This window comes from Faecalicatena contorta (genome assembly GCF_021531895.1).
Taxonomy (GTDB): Bacteria; Bacillota; Clostridia; order Lachnospirales; family Lachnospiraceae; genus JAFBIX01.
On record NZ_JAFBIX010000024.1, the window covers coordinates 1 to 16,997 of the forward strand.

At 39.3% G+C, this 16,997-nt stretch carries 19 protein-coding genes; 12 read left to right on the forward strand and 7 right to left on the reverse strand.

What is annotated here, in order from left to right; genetic code table 11:
• Window positions 1-320: 320 nt before the first annotated feature.
• Window positions 321-1,955, reverse strand: a complete 1,635-nt coding sequence (locus JQM81_RS10160; RefSeq protein ID WP_235233455.1) for an ABC-F family ATP-binding cassette domain-containing protein — start codon at window positions 1,953-1,955, stop codon at window positions 321-323.
• Window positions 1,956-2,108: 153 nt separating this feature from the next.
• On the opposite strand from JQM81_RS10160, the gene JQM81_RS10165 reads away from it, so the two are divergent.
• The 3 genes from JQM81_RS10165 to JQM81_RS10175 are packed head-to-tail and all read left to right on the forward strand — an operon-like array spanning window position 2,109 to window position 4,382.
• Window positions 2,109-2,966: a patatin-like phospholipase family protein gene (locus JQM81_RS10165; protein ID WP_235233456.1), complete on the forward strand. Its 858-nt coding sequence runs from the start codon at window positions 2,109-2,111 to the stop codon at window positions 2,964-2,966.
• A gap of 14 nt (window positions 2,967-2,980) precedes the next feature.
• On the forward strand, window positions 2,981-3,385 hold the full coding sequence (locus JQM81_RS10170; RefSeq protein ID WP_235233457.1) for a secondary thiamine-phosphate synthase enzyme YjbQ: 405 nt from the start codon (window positions 2,981-2,983) through the stop codon (window positions 3,383-3,385).
• Window positions 3,386-3,389: 4 nt separating this feature from the next.
• Window positions 3,390-4,382 carry a GNAT family N-acetyltransferase gene (locus tag JQM81_RS10175; RefSeq protein WP_235233460.1) on the forward strand — a complete coding sequence of 331 codons (993 nt, stop codon included), beginning with the start codon at window positions 3,390-3,392 and terminating at the stop codon, window positions 4,380-4,382.
• Window positions 4,383-4,389: 7 nt separating this feature from the next.
• Here the strand turns inward: JQM81_RS10175 and JQM81_RS10180 are convergent, their stop codons facing one another.
• Window positions 4,390-5,034, reverse strand: a complete 645-nt coding sequence (locus JQM81_RS10180; protein ID WP_235233461.1) for a GntR family transcriptional regulator — start codon at window positions 5,032-5,034, stop codon at window positions 4,390-4,392.
• Between the two features lie 348 nt (window positions 5,035-5,382).
• Here JQM81_RS10180 and garR point away from each other — a divergent pair, with 348 nt between their 5' ends.
• From garR to JQM81_RS10210, 6 genes are all read left to right on the forward strand, one after another.
• Complete coding sequence (garR, locus tag JQM81_RS10185) at window positions 5,383-6,270, forward strand: 2-hydroxy-3-oxopropionate reductase (RefSeq protein ID WP_235233462.1); 888 nt, start codon at window positions 5,383-5,385, stop codon at window positions 6,268-6,270.
• A gap of 14 nt (window positions 6,271-6,284) precedes the next feature.
• Window positions 6,285-7,709 (forward strand): four-carbon acid sugar kinase family protein, encoded by a 1,425-nt coding sequence (locus JQM81_RS10190; protein ID WP_235233463.1) that lies wholly within the window; start codon window positions 6,285-6,287, stop codon window positions 7,707-7,709.
• 152 nt (window positions 7,710-7,861) lie between these two features.
• Window positions 7,862-9,166, forward strand: coding sequence for a four-carbon acid sugar kinase family protein (locus tag JQM81_RS10195; RefSeq protein ID WP_235233465.1), 1,305 nt, complete (start codon window positions 7,862-7,864; stop codon window positions 9,164-9,166).
• Window positions 9,167-9,200: 34 nt separating this feature from the next.
• Window positions 9,201-10,199, forward strand: coding sequence for a 4-hydroxythreonine-4-phosphate dehydrogenase PdxA (pdxA, locus tag JQM81_RS10200; RefSeq protein WP_235233467.1), 999 nt, complete (start codon window positions 9,201-9,203; stop codon window positions 10,197-10,199).
• Between the two features lie 27 nt (window positions 10,200-10,226).
• The gene (locus JQM81_RS10205) at window positions 10,227-11,639 is read left to right on the forward strand and encodes a GntP family permease (protein ID WP_235233468.1); all 1,413 of its coding nucleotides are present in this window, start codon (window positions 10,227-10,229) and stop codon (window positions 11,637-11,639) included.
• A gap of 84 nt (window positions 11,640-11,723) precedes the next feature.
• Entirely contained in the window at window positions 11,724-12,473 is a 750-nt protein-coding gene (locus JQM81_RS10210; RefSeq protein ID WP_235233469.1) for a DeoR/GlpR family DNA-binding transcription regulator, read from the forward strand.
• Between the two features lie 51 nt (window positions 12,474-12,524).
• Here the strand turns inward: JQM81_RS10210 and truA are convergent, their stop codons facing one another.
• The gene (truA, locus tag JQM81_RS10215; protein ID WP_235233470.1) at window positions 12,525-13,262 is read right to left on the reverse strand and encodes a tRNA pseudouridine(38-40) synthase TruA; all 738 of its coding nucleotides are present in this window, start codon (window positions 13,260-13,262) and stop codon (window positions 12,525-12,527) included.
• 122 nt (window positions 13,263-13,384) lie between these two features.
• On the opposite strand from truA, the gene JQM81_RS10220 reads away from it, so the two are divergent.
• Window positions 13,385-13,861, forward strand: a complete 477-nt coding sequence (locus tag JQM81_RS10220) for an acyl-CoA thioesterase (RefSeq protein ID WP_235233471.1) — start codon at window positions 13,385-13,387, stop codon at window positions 13,859-13,861.
• Window positions 13,862-13,883: 22 nt separating this feature from the next.
• Here the strand turns inward: JQM81_RS10220 and JQM81_RS10225 are convergent, their stop codons facing one another.
• Complete coding sequence (locus JQM81_RS10225; RefSeq protein ID WP_235233473.1) at window positions 13,884-14,165, reverse strand: hypothetical protein; 282 nt, start codon at window positions 14,163-14,165, stop codon at window positions 13,884-13,886.
• Window positions 14,158-14,625 carry a hypothetical protein gene (locus JQM81_RS10230; protein WP_235233475.1) on the reverse strand — a complete coding sequence of 156 codons (468 nt, stop codon included), beginning with the start codon at window positions 14,623-14,625 and terminating at the stop codon, window positions 14,158-14,160. Before JQM81_RS10230 ends, JQM81_RS10225 begins: the two co-directional genes overlap by 8 nt.
• 133 nt (window positions 14,626-14,758) lie before the next feature.
• Here JQM81_RS10230 and JQM81_RS10235 point away from each other — a divergent pair, with 133 nt between their 5' ends.
• Window positions 14,759-14,911 carry a hypothetical protein gene (locus JQM81_RS10235; protein WP_235233477.1) on the forward strand — a complete coding sequence of 51 codons (153 nt, stop codon included), beginning with the start codon at window positions 14,759-14,761 and terminating at the stop codon, window positions 14,909-14,911.
• Window positions 14,912-14,938: 27 nt separating this feature from the next.
• Here JQM81_RS10235 and JQM81_RS10240 read toward each other — a convergent pair whose 3' ends face one another.
• Window positions 14,939-15,205: a chorion class high-cysteine HCB protein 13 gene (locus JQM81_RS10240; RefSeq protein WP_235233478.1), complete on the reverse strand. Its 267-nt coding sequence runs from the start codon at window positions 15,203-15,205 to the stop codon at window positions 14,939-14,941.
• A gap of 70 nt (window positions 15,206-15,275) precedes the next feature.
• Window positions 15,276-15,911, reverse strand: coding sequence for a DnaJ domain-containing protein (locus tag JQM81_RS10245; protein WP_235233481.1), 636 nt, complete (start codon window positions 15,909-15,911; stop codon window positions 15,276-15,278).
• A gap of 169 nt (window positions 15,912-16,080) precedes the next feature.
• Here JQM81_RS10245 and JQM81_RS10250 point away from each other — a divergent pair, with 169 nt between their 5' ends.
• Window positions 16,081-16,971 (forward strand): S8 family peptidase, encoded by an 891-nt coding sequence (locus JQM81_RS10250; RefSeq protein WP_235233482.1) that lies wholly within the window; start codon window positions 16,081-16,083, stop codon window positions 16,969-16,971.
• Window positions 16,972-16,997 lie beyond the last annotated feature (26 nt).

The following is a 16,997-nucleotide window of genomic DNA, read 5'->3' on the forward strand; positions in this document are numbered from 1 at the left end:
GATGAGTTCGTTCAGTAATTGGGAATGTCAGGCGCAAGGGAGTTGGATAGGCTGGTCTGTATCCGTCTAGTCAAGCGTTAGAATCCGTTACAGAAAAAAGAGTTGCAATTCCGTGTGAGAATTTGGCTTCCAGCCAAATTCGAAAGGACTGCTGAATCGAGAAATTATCCAAATTTCTCGGTGAATCAGTCCGGTCACGAAATTGTAACTCTTTTTTCTGTTATGGATTCTTGGCGAAGGATACCGGATACAGACCAGCCTATTCAACTCCCTTGCGCCGTACACCTCCCAATTACCAACTAACTAATCTAAATTCCCACTTAATCATCTTCTTCTTGCTGTACACTGTAGGTCTGTCTCTTTCTTGCCATTTCATCATTTTCCAGATATTCGTCATAGGTGGTAATCTTGTCGATCAGTTTACCGCCGGGAACGATTTCCATAATACGATTGGCGGTCGTCTGTACGATCTGGTGGTCTCTGGAAGAGAAGAGGATGACACCAGGAAACTTGGTCATACCGTTGTTCAGTGCGGTGATAGACTCCATGTCAAGGTGGTTGGTTGGCTCGTCCAGAATCAGTACATTGGCTCCAGAGATCATCATTTTAGATAAGAGGCATCTTACCTTTTCACCACCAGAGAGTACATTGACTTTTTTCACTCCGTCATCACCAGAGAACAACATGCGTCCAAGGAAGCCGCGTACATAGGTTACGTCCTTTTCCTCGGAGTACTGGGTCAGCCATTCTACGATGGAGTAATCATTATCAAATTCACTTCCGCTGTCCAGTGGAAAATATGCCTGCGAGGTTGTAATTCCCCATTTGTAAGTTCCCTCATCCGGTTCCATTTCTCCGGCGAGAATCTGGAACAGTGTTGTCTTGGCGAGCTCGTTGCTTCCTACAAAAGCAACTTTGTCATCGTGATTCAGGGTAAAAGAGATGTTATCCAATACTTTTTCTCCATCGATTGTCTTGCTTAATCCTTCAACGGTAAGGACTTCGTTTCCAATCTCACGGTTCGGACGGAAGTCAATATAAGGATATTTGCGGCTGGATGGCTGAATATCGTCCAGCTGTATTTTCTCAAGGGCACGCTTTCTGGAGGTTGCCTGCTTGGATTTGGAAGCATTGGCACTGAACCTGGAGATGAATTCCTGAAGTTCTTTGATCTTTTCTTCTTTTTTCTTGTTGGCTTCCTTCATCTGACGGATCAGCAGCTGGCTGGATTCATACCAGAAGTCGTAATTACCAGCATAGAGCTTGATCTTGCCATAGTCTATATCCGCAATCTGGGTACAGACTTTATTCAGAAAATATCGGTCATGAGATACAACGATAACTGTATTATCAAAGTTGATCAGAAATTCTTCCAGCCATGCGATGGCATCCAGATCCAAATGGTTGGTTGGCTCGTCCAGAAGAAGAATATCTGGGTTGCCGAACAATGCCTGCGCAAGAAGCACTTTAACTTTTTCCGGACCATTTAAGTTTTTCATCAATTCGTAATGCATCTCAGTTGGAATTCCAAGTCCGTTTAATAAAGTTGCAGCATCAGATTCTGCTTCCCAGCCATTCATAGCGGCAAATTCAGCTTCTAATTCACTGGCTTTGATTCCATCTTCATCGGTAAAATCTTCTTTTGCGTAAATGACTTCTTTTTCTTTCATGATTTCATAAAGTCTTGCATTTCCCATCATGACAGTGTCTAGGACAGGATATTCATCGTATTTAAAATGATCTTGCTGAAGGAAAGAGAGACGTTCTCCTGGAGTGATGATAACTTCTCCCTTAGTTGGTTCCAGCTGTCCGGAAAGAATTTTGAGAAAAGTAGATTTTCCTGCACCGTTGGCACCAATCAATCCATAACAGTTTCCTTCCGTGAACTTAATATTTACATCTTCAAATAAGGCTTTTTTACCAACACGTAATGTTACATTGCTTGTACTGATCATAGTATCTGCTCCTTATGATTTCAATATCGTTAATAATTACATACATTGCCTATATTAACAAATATAACAGGAAATAGCAAGTTCAGAAAAATTTCAGTTTTCCTGCTTGAAAAATAGGTATATAATAGCAGATAAGAAAGTGGGGTATAGATTATGGTAAAAGCAACAATGGTACTTGAAGGAGGAGCGACCAGAGGGGTATTTACGTCTGGTGTTCTGGATTATCTGATGGAACAGGAACTGTATGTATCTCATGTGATCGGAGTATCTGCCGGATCATGCAATGCGGTGGATTATGTCTCCAGACAGATTGGAAGAACCAGAGACTGTATGATACACAAAGAGAAAGAGTATAGTTATTATTATGGCTTTCGAAAGTTCATAAAGGAAAAAAGTCTTATGAATATGGATATGATCTTTGACAAATATCCGAATGAAATATTTCCATTCGATTTTGAGACTTATTTTGCTTCAGATATAAGATGTGAAATTGTGACGACGAACTGTGATACTGGGCAGGCGGAATATATGACAGAAGAAAAAGACGGCGATCGTCTGATGAAGATCTGCCGGGCATCCAGCAGTATGCCACTGGTTTCTCCAATTGTGAATGTGGATGGAAGCCCTTATCTGGATGGTGGGCTGGCAGATTCTGTCCCGGTAAAAAGAGCAATGGAACTGAAAAATGAAAAAATCATTCTGATTCTGACCAGGAATCCTGGATATCGGAAGAAACCTGTCTCAAAAGGTATGGCTGATCTTTATCGGAGAGCTTACAAATCTTATCCAAATCTTGTACGGACAACGATCCGGCGTAATAGTGAATACAATAAGCAGATGAAGCTGGTAGAACAGCTGGAGAGAGAAGGAAAGATATTTGTGCTGAGACCTCTGATTCCGACGGTATCAAGATTAGAAAAAGATTATGATACTTTGATGCATTTCTATGAGCATGGATATCGTTTAATGAAGAAGGAATTTCAGGCGTTAAAAGAATATTTGGAAGGGTAAAAGGAGGATAAAATATGCATTTATACGAACATCACATTTCAACGAAAAAAGCGCAGCAAATGTCAAAGATAACAAATATGATTCGGGAAGATATTGAAAAAAGTGGTGTTTCCGATGGAATCGTAGTTGTCTATTCACCTCACACTACAGCTGGATTTACCATCAATGAGAATGCAGATCCGGATGTAGTGCATGATATGTTGTGTGGATTTGAGGAAGCATTTCCGACAAAGACAGGATATTATCAACATATGGAGGGAAATTCCCATGCGCATATTAAAACTACGTGTGTCGGTCCTTCTCAGACATTGATTTTGAATCAAGGTGAGCTGATTTTGGGGATATGGCAGGATGTTTATTTTTGTGAATTTGATGGCCCTCGTAATCGTAGATTTTATGTAAAGATCATAGAGGGATAGAGTCATGGATAACAGAACCTTACTGGAGTTTATGGCTGTCGCTGAAAAATTAAAGTGTCAGGTCAGACATTCCTGGACTTCTACGGGAAGAAGAGAAAGTGTGGCAGAGCATACCTATCGTCTGTGTGTATTTGCATGGCTTATAAGAAGAGAATTCCCAGAATGTGATATGGATAGAGTAATGGAGATGTGCCTGTTCCATGATCTTGGTGAAGCGGTGCATGGAGATGTGCCTTGTTTTTTGAAAAATGCACAGGACAATGAAAAAGAAGCAGATGCTATTGAGCAGATTGCGTCAATACTTCCGAAAAAAGAACGAGAAGAATTGAAAGAATTATTCTCTGAATTAGAGGATAACAACACGCAAGAGGCTAAGATTGTTCATGCGCTGGATAAGATGGAGACTTTGATTCAGCATAATGAAGCTTCTATAGATACTTGGCTTTTGCTGGAGTATGATCTTCAGATGACATATGGTCAGTATCAGGTAAAGTTTTCCCCTTATCTTCAGGCTTTAAGAAAAATGATAGAACAGGATTCTGTCGATAAGATATCTAAGGCAGAAAAAAATACAAAGCAAATAGAAAGCAGAAATTCTGATGGATTTTATATCACTAAAGATCCTGAGAAAATAGATAAACAAAGAGTGGTCGAATTGCTCCATCAATCAGAATGGGCAAAAGAACGTCCTGAGTCTATGATATTTAAAGCAATGGAGAATTCTGTATCTTATGGGGTTTTTGATAAGTATGATTTTATGGTAGGATATGCCAGAATCATCACGGATCATGTCACTACATTTTATCTGATGGATGTTATTATAGATGAAAAGTACAGGCATCAGGGGTTAGGGACCATACTTATGGATGCAATTATGGCAGATGTAGGAGATCTGTGGGGAATCTTGCATACAGAAGATGCACAGGAATTCTATACCCGGTATGGGTTTATGATAAAAGGATTCGGACAGGATCAGGTTATGGAGAAGGAGCGCTAGTCCTTCTCTATAGATCCTCCAGATTGATCTCGCGTGGTGTCTCCATGTGCTGTAATGTCACTTCGTAAATGTGTTTTTCGTCTCCGTCTTCCATCGTGCGTAAGATGGCAAGATGTTCATCATAGGTAGTTTTCATACGCCCTTTGTGAGCAAGAGAAAGGGCTGCAAGTTTTTGCATACGGTACATAAAAGTATCAAAAATAGAAGAAAACTGTTCATTTTCAACATAGGATATGATTTTCGTATGGAATTGGAAATCATATTCAGAAAAATCTTCAATCGACTGTGTCGTATCTAAAATTTCTTTCATATTTTCCATAATAAAATGTAATTCTTTGAATAATTTTTTTGCCTTTTTATTATCTGCATCCCGGGCAATCTGAAAAGTGCAGTAACATTCCAATGCAGAGCGAACCTGGAAAGTTTCATATACATCCTTGCGGCTTAACTGATGAAGTGTAAATCCTTTACTTGGAATGATATCAATGTATCCTTCCTGAGCAAGGCGATGAATTGCATCTCGAAATGGAGTGCGTGATATACCTAATTCCTTCGAAAGTTTTGTTTCAGAATAGATTTCCTGGTAGGAAAGCTGATTGGTTGTAATCATATTACGTAAATGCTGGTATGCTTGTTCATTTAATGGGATCATAGTAACTCCTTTATTTATTGATAAATATTTTTTTAACAAAAATAGCGAATGTAATCGTCTAAAACTATGTAAATATCATACAATAATCAAAAAAAGTGGTCAATAGTAGTGGGAAAATAGGGAAAAATATTATTGTATAAAAGTGTTAAATAGATAACGACAAAATATTAACAAAATGAGCAAAATGCACAAAATTGATTAGCTTAAACTGGCAAAAAAGGAGAAAAGGAAATAACATCTTGACCGGTATACCGGTATGTAGTAGAGTGAAGATAGAAACAGAAATAATGAACGGATTATTTCAAAATCAAACACAAATTAACAATGAAAGAGAAAGGAAGAAAGACAATGAAAGTAGGATTTATCGGACTTGGTATTATGGGAAGACCAATGGCAAAAAACTTGTTAAAAGCAGGTGTTGAATTGATGGTTTCTGATCTGAACAAAGAGGCTGTTGCAGATGTCGTAGCAGCAGGAGCTGTTGAGGCTGACTATGCTGAGATAGGTGAACAGTGTGAGAGAATCATCATTATGGTTCCAAGCGGAGCTATTTCAAAATCGATTTTATTTGGTGAAGGTGGAGTTGCATCTACAATCAAAGCTGGCAGTGTAGTGTGTGATATGAGTTCTGTTACACCGGTGGAATCTAAAGAATGTTATGAAGGATTAAAGGAAAAAGGAGTTGGCTTTGTGGATGCGCCTGTGTCTGGAGGAGAACCTGGAGCAGTTGCTGGAACTTTAGCAATTATGGCTGGCGGAGATCAGAAAGATTTTGATGCATTTAAAGAATATTTTGATATCTTGGGTTCCTCTGCATTATTAATCGGAGAATCAGGAAGCGGCAGTGTTACAAAGCTTGCAAATCAGGTTATTGTAAACAATACGATTGCAGTTGTATCAGAAGCATTTGTTCTTGCAACGAAGGCTGGCGCAGACCCTCAGAAAGTATATGAAGCAATTCGCGGAGGTCTTGCAGGAAGTGCAGTTCTGGATGCAAAGATTCCTATGATCATTGAACGTAATTTTAAACCAGGCGGACCAATCCGTATCAATCATAAAGACATCAAAAATGTTGTGAATACAGCACATTCTATAGATGTGCCTATTCCATATACAGCACAGTTATATGAAATCCTTCAGACACTGAAGATTCACGGACATATGAATGATGATCACGGCGGAATTGTACAGTATTTTGAGAAACTTGCTGGTGTTGAAGTGAAAAAAGTTGATTAAGGAGGTGTATAAACATGTCTATCAGTACAGAGGTCTTAACTTCTTACAAAAAAATTGATGAAACATATATCGACGGATTATTGAAAAAAGAAATTGACGAAAACAATAAAAAAATCGTAGTTTTGGATGATGATCCGACAGGTGTTCAGACGGTACATGATATCTCTGTATATACAAACTGGGATAAGGATAGTATTCGTCAGGGCTTTGAAGAAGAGAACAATCTGTTCTATGTTCTGACCAATTCCAGAGGATTTACAGTAGAGCAGACAACAAAAGCTCACAATGAGATTGCTGCTGTTGTAGACGAAGTGGCAAAAGAAACTGGAAAAGAATATATCTTCATCAGTCGAAGTGATAGTACTTTACGAGGACACTACCCATTAGAGACAGAGCTTCTGAAAAGTAATTATGAGAAAAATACAGGAAAGACGATTGATGGTGAGATCCTTTGTCCGTTTTTTAAAGAAGGCGGAAGATTTACGATTGAGAATGTTCATTATGTAAAATATGGCGTGGAGCTTGTCCCGGCGAATGAGACAGAATTTGCGAAGGATAAGACATTCGGATATTCAGCTGCAACTATGCCGGAGTATGTTGAAGAAAAGACAAAAGGAGCATATAAAGCTTCTGATGTAACTTGTATTTCTCTGGAAGATATTCACGATATGAATATCGACAAAATTGAGTCACAGTTAATGGAAGTTAAAGGTTTTAATAAAATCATCGTAAATGCGGTTGATTATGTGGATGTGAAGGTCTTCTGCGTAGCATTATATCGAGCAATGGCAAGAGGAAAAGTGTTTATGTTCCGTACAGCAGCGGCAATCGTAAAAGTTATGGGTGCTGTTACAGATCAGCCACTTCTTACCAGAGAGCAGATGGTAGTAAAAGAAACGACTAATGGTGGAATCGTTGTGGTTGGTTCCCATACGGATAAAACAACGAAGCAGGTAGAGGCGTTGAAAGAATTATCCGATATTGAATTTATTGAATTAGATGCGACACTGGTGAAAGACGATGCTGCATTTGAAGCTGAAGTACAGAGATGTCTGGATAAAGAAGAAGAATGCATGAAAGCGGGAAAGACTGTATGTTGTTATACGACACGTGCGTTGATTACCGCAGATACAGGAGATAAAGAAGATGAATTAAGACTTTCTGTAAAAATCTCTGATGCAGTGCAGTCATTGGTGGGCCGTTTGAGTATTACGCCAAGTTTCGTAATCGCAAAAGGTGGAATCACATCCAGCGATGTAGGAACAAAAGCACTTGCTGTTAAGAAAGCCAGTGTTCTGGGACAGATTAAACCTGGAATTCCAGTATGGCAGACAGGGGAAGAAAGTAAATTCCCATTGACACCATATGTGATCTTTCCAGGGAATGTTGGGGAGATTTCAACCTTAAAAGAAGCGGTTGAAGTCTTAATGGATAAGTAGTTGTTGAAAACTAACAAAAATGAACAAATAATTTGTGCGATTAGACAAAGTGTATTGATAAATAATAGATTAAATTGACATAAATGAACATTTGAAGTACAATTAGAACATAAATGAACAAAAGTGGTGTGCTTTTGGAAAGGAGGCTGATTATGCCGCAGTGTGTTGTAATAGCAGATGATCTTACAGGAGCCAATGCCACCGGTGTACTTCTGAAAAAGATGAATTATAAAGCGTATACAGTCATGAATACTGAACGCATTGAGTTGTCAACTTTATCAGATTGTGATTGTGTGTTATATCCGACAGACAGCAGGGGCGTAGATGCACAGATTGCATACAACAGGGTACATAATGTGTGTGATTTGTTAAAAGATGATGATGTGAAGGTGTATTCGAAGAGGATTGACAGTACATTAAGAGGAAATCTCGGAAGTGAGACGGATGCTATGCTGGATTGTCTTGGAGATGATTATGTTGCAATTGTTGCTCCTTGTTTTCCGTCTTCAGGCAGAATCGTAATTGGAGGATATATGCTGGTGAATGGCTTGCCACTGCATAAGACGGACATTGCCATTGATCCGAAAACTCCGGTAAAGATATCGGAAGCGGCGGTTCTTTTTGAGCAGCAGAGTAAGTATAAGGTTTCTTCTATCCTGTTAAAAGATCTGATGCATGGTAAGCATTATCTGGCAGATCTGATGAATCAGTATGTTGCTGATGGAAGCCGGATTTTGGTATTGGATTGTGTGACGCAGGAAGATCTGGATCTGATCGCGGACGCAGTTATTACTAGTAAATTAAAAGTTGTGGCAGTGGATCCAGGAGTATTTACAGCTACACTTTCCAGGAAGTTGATCGTACCGACAGAGAAGAAAGAGAAGAATAAGATTCTGGCTGTGGTAGGAAGTGTGAATCCGAATACGACAGCACAGATGGAAGAATTGTGGCTGTCACAGAGAACATATAATGTCTTTGTGAATACAAAAGCACTGATTGGTACGGAGACGCAGAAGGAAGAAGAGATCTCACGTGTAGTAAAAGAGATTCTGGAGGCATGTGAGCGCAATGTGGTCTGTACAGTAACTGGTGATGGGATATATCCGGAAAATCGAATTGATTTTAAACTATATATGGAACTGTATCAATGTTCTCTGGATACAGTGACGGGAATGATCAATCATGCATTTGCAGAAATCACATATCGTATTTTTAAGGAAGAACCTACATTTAAAGGTCTATATACCAGTGGAGGAGATGTGACAGTCGCTGTATGCCAGAGATTTAAGACTGCCGGGCTGTGCCTGTTAGACGAAGTCCTGCCGCTTGCTGCTTACGGACAGTTTTTGAAAGGCGAGTTTGAAGGTGTCCACATTATCACCAAAGGTGGAAGTCAGGGTGGGCGGAATGCAATTAATCAGTGTATTACATATCTGAAAGAAAAACTATATATTTAAAATCTAAAATTTATCAATGAAAGGATGAGAAATTATGGGAAAATCACTAATCGCAGTACCAATTGGAGATCCGGCTGGAGTTGGACCGGAGATTGTTGCAAAGTCTATTGCTTCTAAAGAGGTATTTGACGCAGCAAATTGTATCATTGTCGGAGATAAGACAATCATGGAAAATGCCATTCAAATTGTTGGAGCTGATCTTACAATTCATGAGATCAATGAGCCGGAAGAAGGGGATTTTCGTGAAGGAATCTTGAATCTGATTAACCTAGGCAATGTTGACATGGCCAAATTTGAGTTTGGCAAGGTCAATGGAATGTGCGGTAAAGCTGCATATGAATATATTGCAAAAAGTATTGAGCTTGCGAATAATGGCAAGGTTGATGCTGTTGCGACGACACCGATCAATAAAGAGTCTTTACGTGCAGGAGGAATCAATTATATTGGACATACAGAGATTTTTGGTGCCCTTACCAATACAGAAGATCCTCTGACAATGTTCGAGACGAATGGAATGAGAGTGTTCTTCCTGACAAGACATGTATCCTTAAGAGAGATGTTGGATATGATCACCAAAGACCGAATTAAGGATTATGTGAAACGATGTATGGAAGCTCTGAAGAAGCTCGGTGTAACAGATGGAACGATGGCGATTGCCGGGCTGAATCCGCACAGTGGAGAGCACGGGTTGTTTGGCTGGGAAGAGGTGAATGAGATTACACCGGCGATCGAGGAGTTACAGGCAGAAGGATATAACGTGGTGGGCCCGATTGGAGCAGATTCTGTATTCCATCAGGCTGCTCAGGGACGTTACAACAGTGTATTATCTCTGTATCATGATCAGGGACATATTGCAACAAAGACACTTGATTTCGAAAAGACGATTGCAATTACCAATGGAATGCCTATTCTTCGTACATCTGTTGATCACGGCACTGCATTTGATATTGCAGGAAAAGGAATCGTAAGCGCCGTCAGCATGATCGAAGCTATTTTGTTGGCAGCAAAATACGCACCTAACTTTACAAAATAATATTGAGAAAGGAAGAGGAGTTCTATTATGGTAAACGGACTTAGTGGGGAAAGAATGTTAATTGGTCTGGCAATTGGTATTGCTGTCCTGATATTCTTGGTATTGAAGACAAAAGTACAGGCATTTCTTGCATTGATCATCTGTACGATTATTGTTGGTGTAGTAGGTGGCATGCCACTTGCAAACACAACGATTGAGGTAGATGGTGTCCAGAAGACATTCGGCATCATCAACTCAATTACATCTGGTTTTGGAGGAACACTTGGAAGTATTGGTATCATCATCGGTTTCGGTGTTATGATGGGGCAGATTTTTGAAGTGACAGGAGCAGCAAAGAGAATGGCGCATACATTCTTAAAGTTGTTTGGTAAGAAGAGAGAAGAAGAGGCGCTGGCTTTAACAGGTTTCCTTGTATCTATTCCGATTTTCTGTGATTCTGGTTTCGTAGTACTTGCACCTATCGCAAAAGCTATTTCAAAAGCAACAAAGAAGTCTGTAATCGGCCTTGGTGTTGCACTTGCAGCAGGTCTGGTTATTACACACTCTTTAGTTCCGCCTACACCAGGTCCACTTGGAGTCTGCGGTATCTTTGGCGTAGATGTTGGAAAATTCATTCTGCTGACGATTGTTCTTGCTTTGCCAATGGCAATTGCATGTATAGCTTATGCAAGATTATTCTTGTCTAAGAAATATTATCGCGTTGTCAATGATGAAGGTGAGATCGTTGAAGCAGAATATCGTGAACCTGATTATGAAGCTGCATTTGCAATGGATATGTCTGGTGTTCCTGGAACATTTGAATCCTTCCTTCCTTTGATTGCACCAATTATCTTAATTCTTATCAATACAGTGGCATCTGCATTAGGTAAGACTACTGGTATTATGGAAATCCTGATTTTCTTAGGACAGCCTATCGTGGCGGTTGGAATCGGTCTGTTACTTGCAATCTTTACATTGGGAAGAAAATTAGACAGACATACATGTGTTTCAGAGATGGAAAAAGGTATGATGTCCGCTGGTATTATTATGTTGGTAACTGGCGGTGGCGGTGCACTGGGACAGATTATCAAGGATTCTGGTCTTGGTAACTTTATGGCAGAAGGACTTGCTCAGACAGCAATTCCAATTATTATTCTTCCATTATTGATTTCTACAGCGATGAGATTCATCCAGGGATCCGGTACAGTTGCTATGACAACGGCAGCAAGTATCTCCGCACCAATTATCATTGCATCTGGTGTAAATCCTATACTCGGAGCAGTTGCATGTTGTGTAGGTTCACTGTTCTTTGGATACTTTAATGATAGTTATTTCTGGGTTGTTAACAGAACTCTTGGAGTAAGTGAAGCGAAAGACCAGTTGACGATTTGGTCTGTAACATCTACGGTTGCATGGGCAGTCGGTGTTGTGGAAGTATTGGTATTGAGTATTTTTATGTAATGAGCTAAAATAAATGCAGTGGGACGAATGTTTCCACTGCATTTTTAGTCTATATTAACATAAAAGTCAGGGAGGAGAAGTCAGATGCTGGCAGCAGAGAGACAATCCATAATTGTAGAACTTATACATGAGAATGGAAGTGTCCAGGTGGAAGAACTGGCACTGCAGTTAAACGTGAGTCCTATGACGATTCGACGGGATCTTATGAAGCTTCAGGAAGATAATAAGGTGGAAAGGTGTCACGGCGGAGCAGTTGCAAAACAGGAAGTGACTTATGCAGATAAACAGACCAGCCACAAAGAAGAGAAAAAGAAGATTGCAAGAACCTGCCTTTCATTTGTGAAAGAAGGTGATACGGTGTTTCTGGATGCGGGCACGACTACTTATGAAATTGCTAGGTTAATTAAGGATATCCCGGGAATTATGATCGTTACCAATGATTTGGAGATTGCGCAATTGTTAAAAAGTAGCGATGCAGAACTATTTATTTGTGGTGGAAATATTCAGAAGTCAACAGGCAGTATGTTTGGCAGATATGCTACGGATATGTTGGCAGATTTTAAATTTGATGTCGGATTCTTTGGAGCGGCGTCTATCAATGCATCATTTGAAGTAACAACCCCTACAATGGAGAAAATGTGGTTGAAGAGGGAAACTCCAAAACAATGTGAAAAATCCTATCTCGTGGTAGATCAGTCAAAATTTGACCGTCAGGCGATGGCAAAGATTAATGATTTAGGGGATTATACGGGAGTTGTTACGGATAAAAAGTTTGACTTAAGAGAAAGAAAAAGGCTGGATGATTTGGGAGCAATTATTGTTGAAGTGGAATGAATATAATTAATGAAGGAGAAGATACTCAAAAGTATCCTCTCCTTTATCAATTTAATAGGTAATTTCCTGAAGATACAGACCTTTTGGATCGCAAGGTGCACTTGGATTCTGGATTCCAGCAAAGATATCTTCTATGTCTTCTTTTATACGATTGCCAAGGCCGATATCCAGCAATGTCCCGATAAGCAGACGTGCCATATTATGGAGGAAATCGTCTGCATGAATCAGGATCTGCATCTCTTCGGTGTCTCCATAAACTTCGATTTCGTAGATCTCTCGCACTGTGGATTTTGATTTTTTTGCGGAAGAGAAATTTTTGAAATCATGTTTACCGATTAAAAGCATTGCTGCCTGCTGCATCAATTTTTTGTCTGGAATCTTATAACAGTGATAGATATATTTGCGATCGAACACGCTTGGAACATCATCAATAGTCATACGATATACATAAGTTTTGGAAGTAGCATTAAGTTGTGCATGGAATCGCTCGGGCATTTCCTCAACATCGATGATGGCAATATCCATTGGAAGGTAACGGTTCAGATAATGTTTGATATCCTGAACATCCATTTCGGAATCTATTTTGAAGTTCGCAATCTGGGCATAGGCGTGTACTCCGACTTCTGTACGGCAACCGCAGTTTAATTCAATAGTATATTCATCTGTCATTCGTTTTAAAACTTCTATAATTTTATTAGAAATAGTATTGTTGGATTCATCTTTTCCGAGGCGTGTCCATCCCTGATAACGGCTTCCGTCGTATTCTATCGTTAATTTTATATTCCTCATATTGTTATTCTCCCTTAAATTGTCATAAACTATTTTTAGTATATCAAATCTTATGCTATAATAAAAGAGCTTGTCAAGAAAAGAAGTGAAAGATGGCAGAAAATGTAAAGGGAGAATTGCGTATGAGTATAGAGAGTCGAAAGGTATCTGAATCCATGGTTCAGACAGTCCATATGGTTAGACCGAATCATTTAAATGCAGCAGGCCGCCTTTTTGGAGGAATATTAATGCAGTGGATTGATGAGATTGCGGGATTGGTGGCAAAGCGTCATGCACACATGAATGTGATTACTGCATCCGTGGATAATCTGAGGTTTTTAAAAGGTGCTTACCAGAAAGATGTCATTGTAATCAAAGGGAAAGTAACTTATGTAGGAAATACTTCCATGGAAGTGAAGGTAGATACTTATGTGGAAGATATTGATGGTGGGAGAACTCCGATTAATCATGCATTTTTTACTATGGTTGCACTGGATGAGAATGATAGACCGGCACCGGTTCCGAAATTGGAATTAGAGACGGAAGCTGATCGCGAGGATTGGGAAAAAGCTAAAAAACGGCGAGAGATAAGATTGATGAGAAAGGAAGAGGGATTTTAGGTAATTGGTTTTAACCAATTACCTAGATCCCTTTTTTCATATAAGAAGTCACCATTTTTAGCATATTTTCAATTTGTTCTTGTTCTTCTTTTGGCTTTCCTTCTTTTAGAACGGATATGATTAGTGAGACTTCATCGGCGGTAAAATGAATTCCTTTTTTGTTTGCATTTGTAATGAGGGCCAGCATAACTGGAGCCAGAGCTTTTCCGCTTTTTCCTTGTGTTTGTCGTGCTGCCGTTTTAATAAGCTCTAATTTAATTGGATCAATTGTGTTCATTGCTGGATTGTTTATCCATTCATTCATAGTTCGTTTCTCCTTTCTGATTGCCTGAATCAGGTGATTCTGTTTCGTTTTCAAACATTGTATTGTACATTTGGAACATTTGTTGTTGTTCTGGGGTCAGGATTCCTTTCATCATTTCCATAGGATTGAATTCTTCAGATCCAGAGGCTGAATCGCCCATTGTCTGTATACTTTGTATCATTTCCAGCATATTCATCATGCTTTCCATCTGTTCCATCATCTCTTTTTCACTGGGACTCATATAATCTTTGAGCTCTTCCAGTATTTTCAAAGAGGAGCGAGAAGGAAAACCATGAAAATGTTCCAATGTATAACGTAATTCCAGGAATTTGATGTAGCATGCAAGAAACCTTTGGGTGGAAGGTGGCGTGTATGGAATTATTAGTTTTAATGTGTATAAATAAGGTGGTGTAATCAGACTGTCAAAGGGTGTCATGAGTTTTGGGGGCTTGCGTTCCATACATTCCTCTCCTGGAAATAACGTTGTAAATATATATGTTCAGAGAATGGAATTTATGAAATGTGAGAAAACTAAATATGAAAAGATTCATATATTATATTGAAGACATATATCTGATATAGAAGGGAAAACAATGAGTAGAAAATTGATTATTGATGGGAATGCTGTTTATGAGATTGATGAAAAATGTATGTTGAAAAAGCGTCTGGATATTCCGGAGGATGAAATCAAAAAAGAGAATCGTAAAATGAAAGAATGTGAGAAAAAAAGAAAGAGGACGGAGTAATCTCCGCCCTCAGCTGATCTAAGAAGATTAGCATCCACAGTCAAAATCGTCGTTGCATCCGCATCCAAAGCCGCCACAGAAGATCAGAAGCAGGATAATCCAGATACAGCTGTCGTTACAGCCACATCCGCATCCACTGCGTCCATTGCCAAAGCCGCCACAGCATACAAGAAGAATAATAATCCAGATACAGCTATTGTTGCCAAAGCCAAATCCACATCCGCAGTCTCCTCTGTTTCTTCCAGAACCTGAATCGCAGCCACATCCACAATTTGTAGCACTTAAATCACTCATATTGAATCCTCCATTTATGATGTTTACAGTACATAATATGCGGTAGATTCCAATGTGTGAAAATGTAAAATCAATATTTTACCAAGCGTTTTACAGAATGCTGAAACTGATAATTTTTCTTTTGTAATTTTAATTTGTCGATTGCAGAGATACTTTCTTTGGCATAATCGTCATATAGTGTTAATAGATAAGCAATGGTATAATTGCGGTTTTGGAACCAGCGAAAAAGCAGCCAGTTCATGATATCAGGATGCCAATATCTTTCCGGAATAGAAGCATTGCGAAGCAGAACAATATATTTTAGTGCCTGCATGGACAATTGAGCCAGTCGGCTGGAGTTGTCCTTTGATTTGAAAAGTGCGTCACTTTCTACAACAATGTCATACAGAGAATTGGCAGCTTTCCAATAAGTGACAAAAGTTGGAGAAGATTCCTCGTCTGTCTCTTCCATATTGTGTAGATCAAAAGTTTGCATAACTTTTTTGCTGCCGGAAATTTCTCGGTCATATTCTGCACGTTTTTCGGGATTGGACAGAACATGATATGCTTCTAAGATCTCTTGCATCTGTTCTGTGGTGTCAATCCCTTTTTTTATATTTACATCTGGATGATATTGCTTAGCCAGAGCAGTCTTGGCGGCAGTAATCTCATCTAAGGAAGCTTTCATAGAAACTCCCAATATATCATAATAGTTCTTGTCGTTCATTATATTCTCCCCTTAAAATCCCCTAATCATATACGTGAATATAGAATATATTTATCTTACGACAAATTATGAGAGAAATCAATTTGAATATTGAAAAAGTCTGGCAGGCCATGAGAAAGTATCGGATTGAGAATATAATGAATATTCTGATAAAAAAGGATATTTATATATGTATAAAGTAAAACAACGGATTCATTATTGGTGTCCTGAGATAATAAAAGAACATGTTGCTGGCCAGGGGGTAAGAGTGGCTGTATTAGATACAGGAATGGCTATTCATCCTGATTTTAAAGGAAGAGTTCTGGCATTTGAAGATTGTGTGAATCATAGATTAGAGATCTATGATGACAGTGGTCATGGAACGCATGTGGCAGGAATTCTTGCTGGTGATGGGAGAATGTCAAAAGGATATTATAGCGGGATAGCGCCAGAGGCAGAGCTCATAATTGTAAAAGTATTAGATGAAAAGGGAGAAGGAAGTATCATCCAGATTTTAGAAGGGCTACAATGGATCAGGAAGAACAAAGAGCGATATCAGATCAAGGTTGTCAATCTTTCAGTCGGTGCAAAAATAGATCTTGACGAGACAAAAGCAAAGGAATTAATGGGGGCGGTGGAACGATTGTGGGATATAGGGATTGCTGTGGTCGTATCAGCAGGTAATCATGGTCCTGGAGAAGGAACAATTGCAATTCCGGGAAATAGCAGAAAAGTCATTACAGTCGGTGTGATGAGCGAACCATTTATGAAACGAAATTGTTCGGGAATCGGTCCAACCAGGCAGTGTGTAGTGAAACCGGATCTTGTGGCGCCGGGATATCAAATAGTATCTTGTAATTATGCATACCCGAAAAGAAAAAATGCATATACAAGAAAAAGTGGAACATCAATGGCGACTCCGGTAGTAGCTGGAGCTGCGGCATTATACTTTTCTAAATATCCTGAAGCAGGAAATGTAGAATTGAAATTAAAGCTACATGATACTTGTGAACGACAGCCAAATGGCATAGTACAAGGATGGGGATGCATACGAATTGACCAGATTCTCGGGGGAAATTAGAAAAAAGTGATAAAAACAAAGGTGTC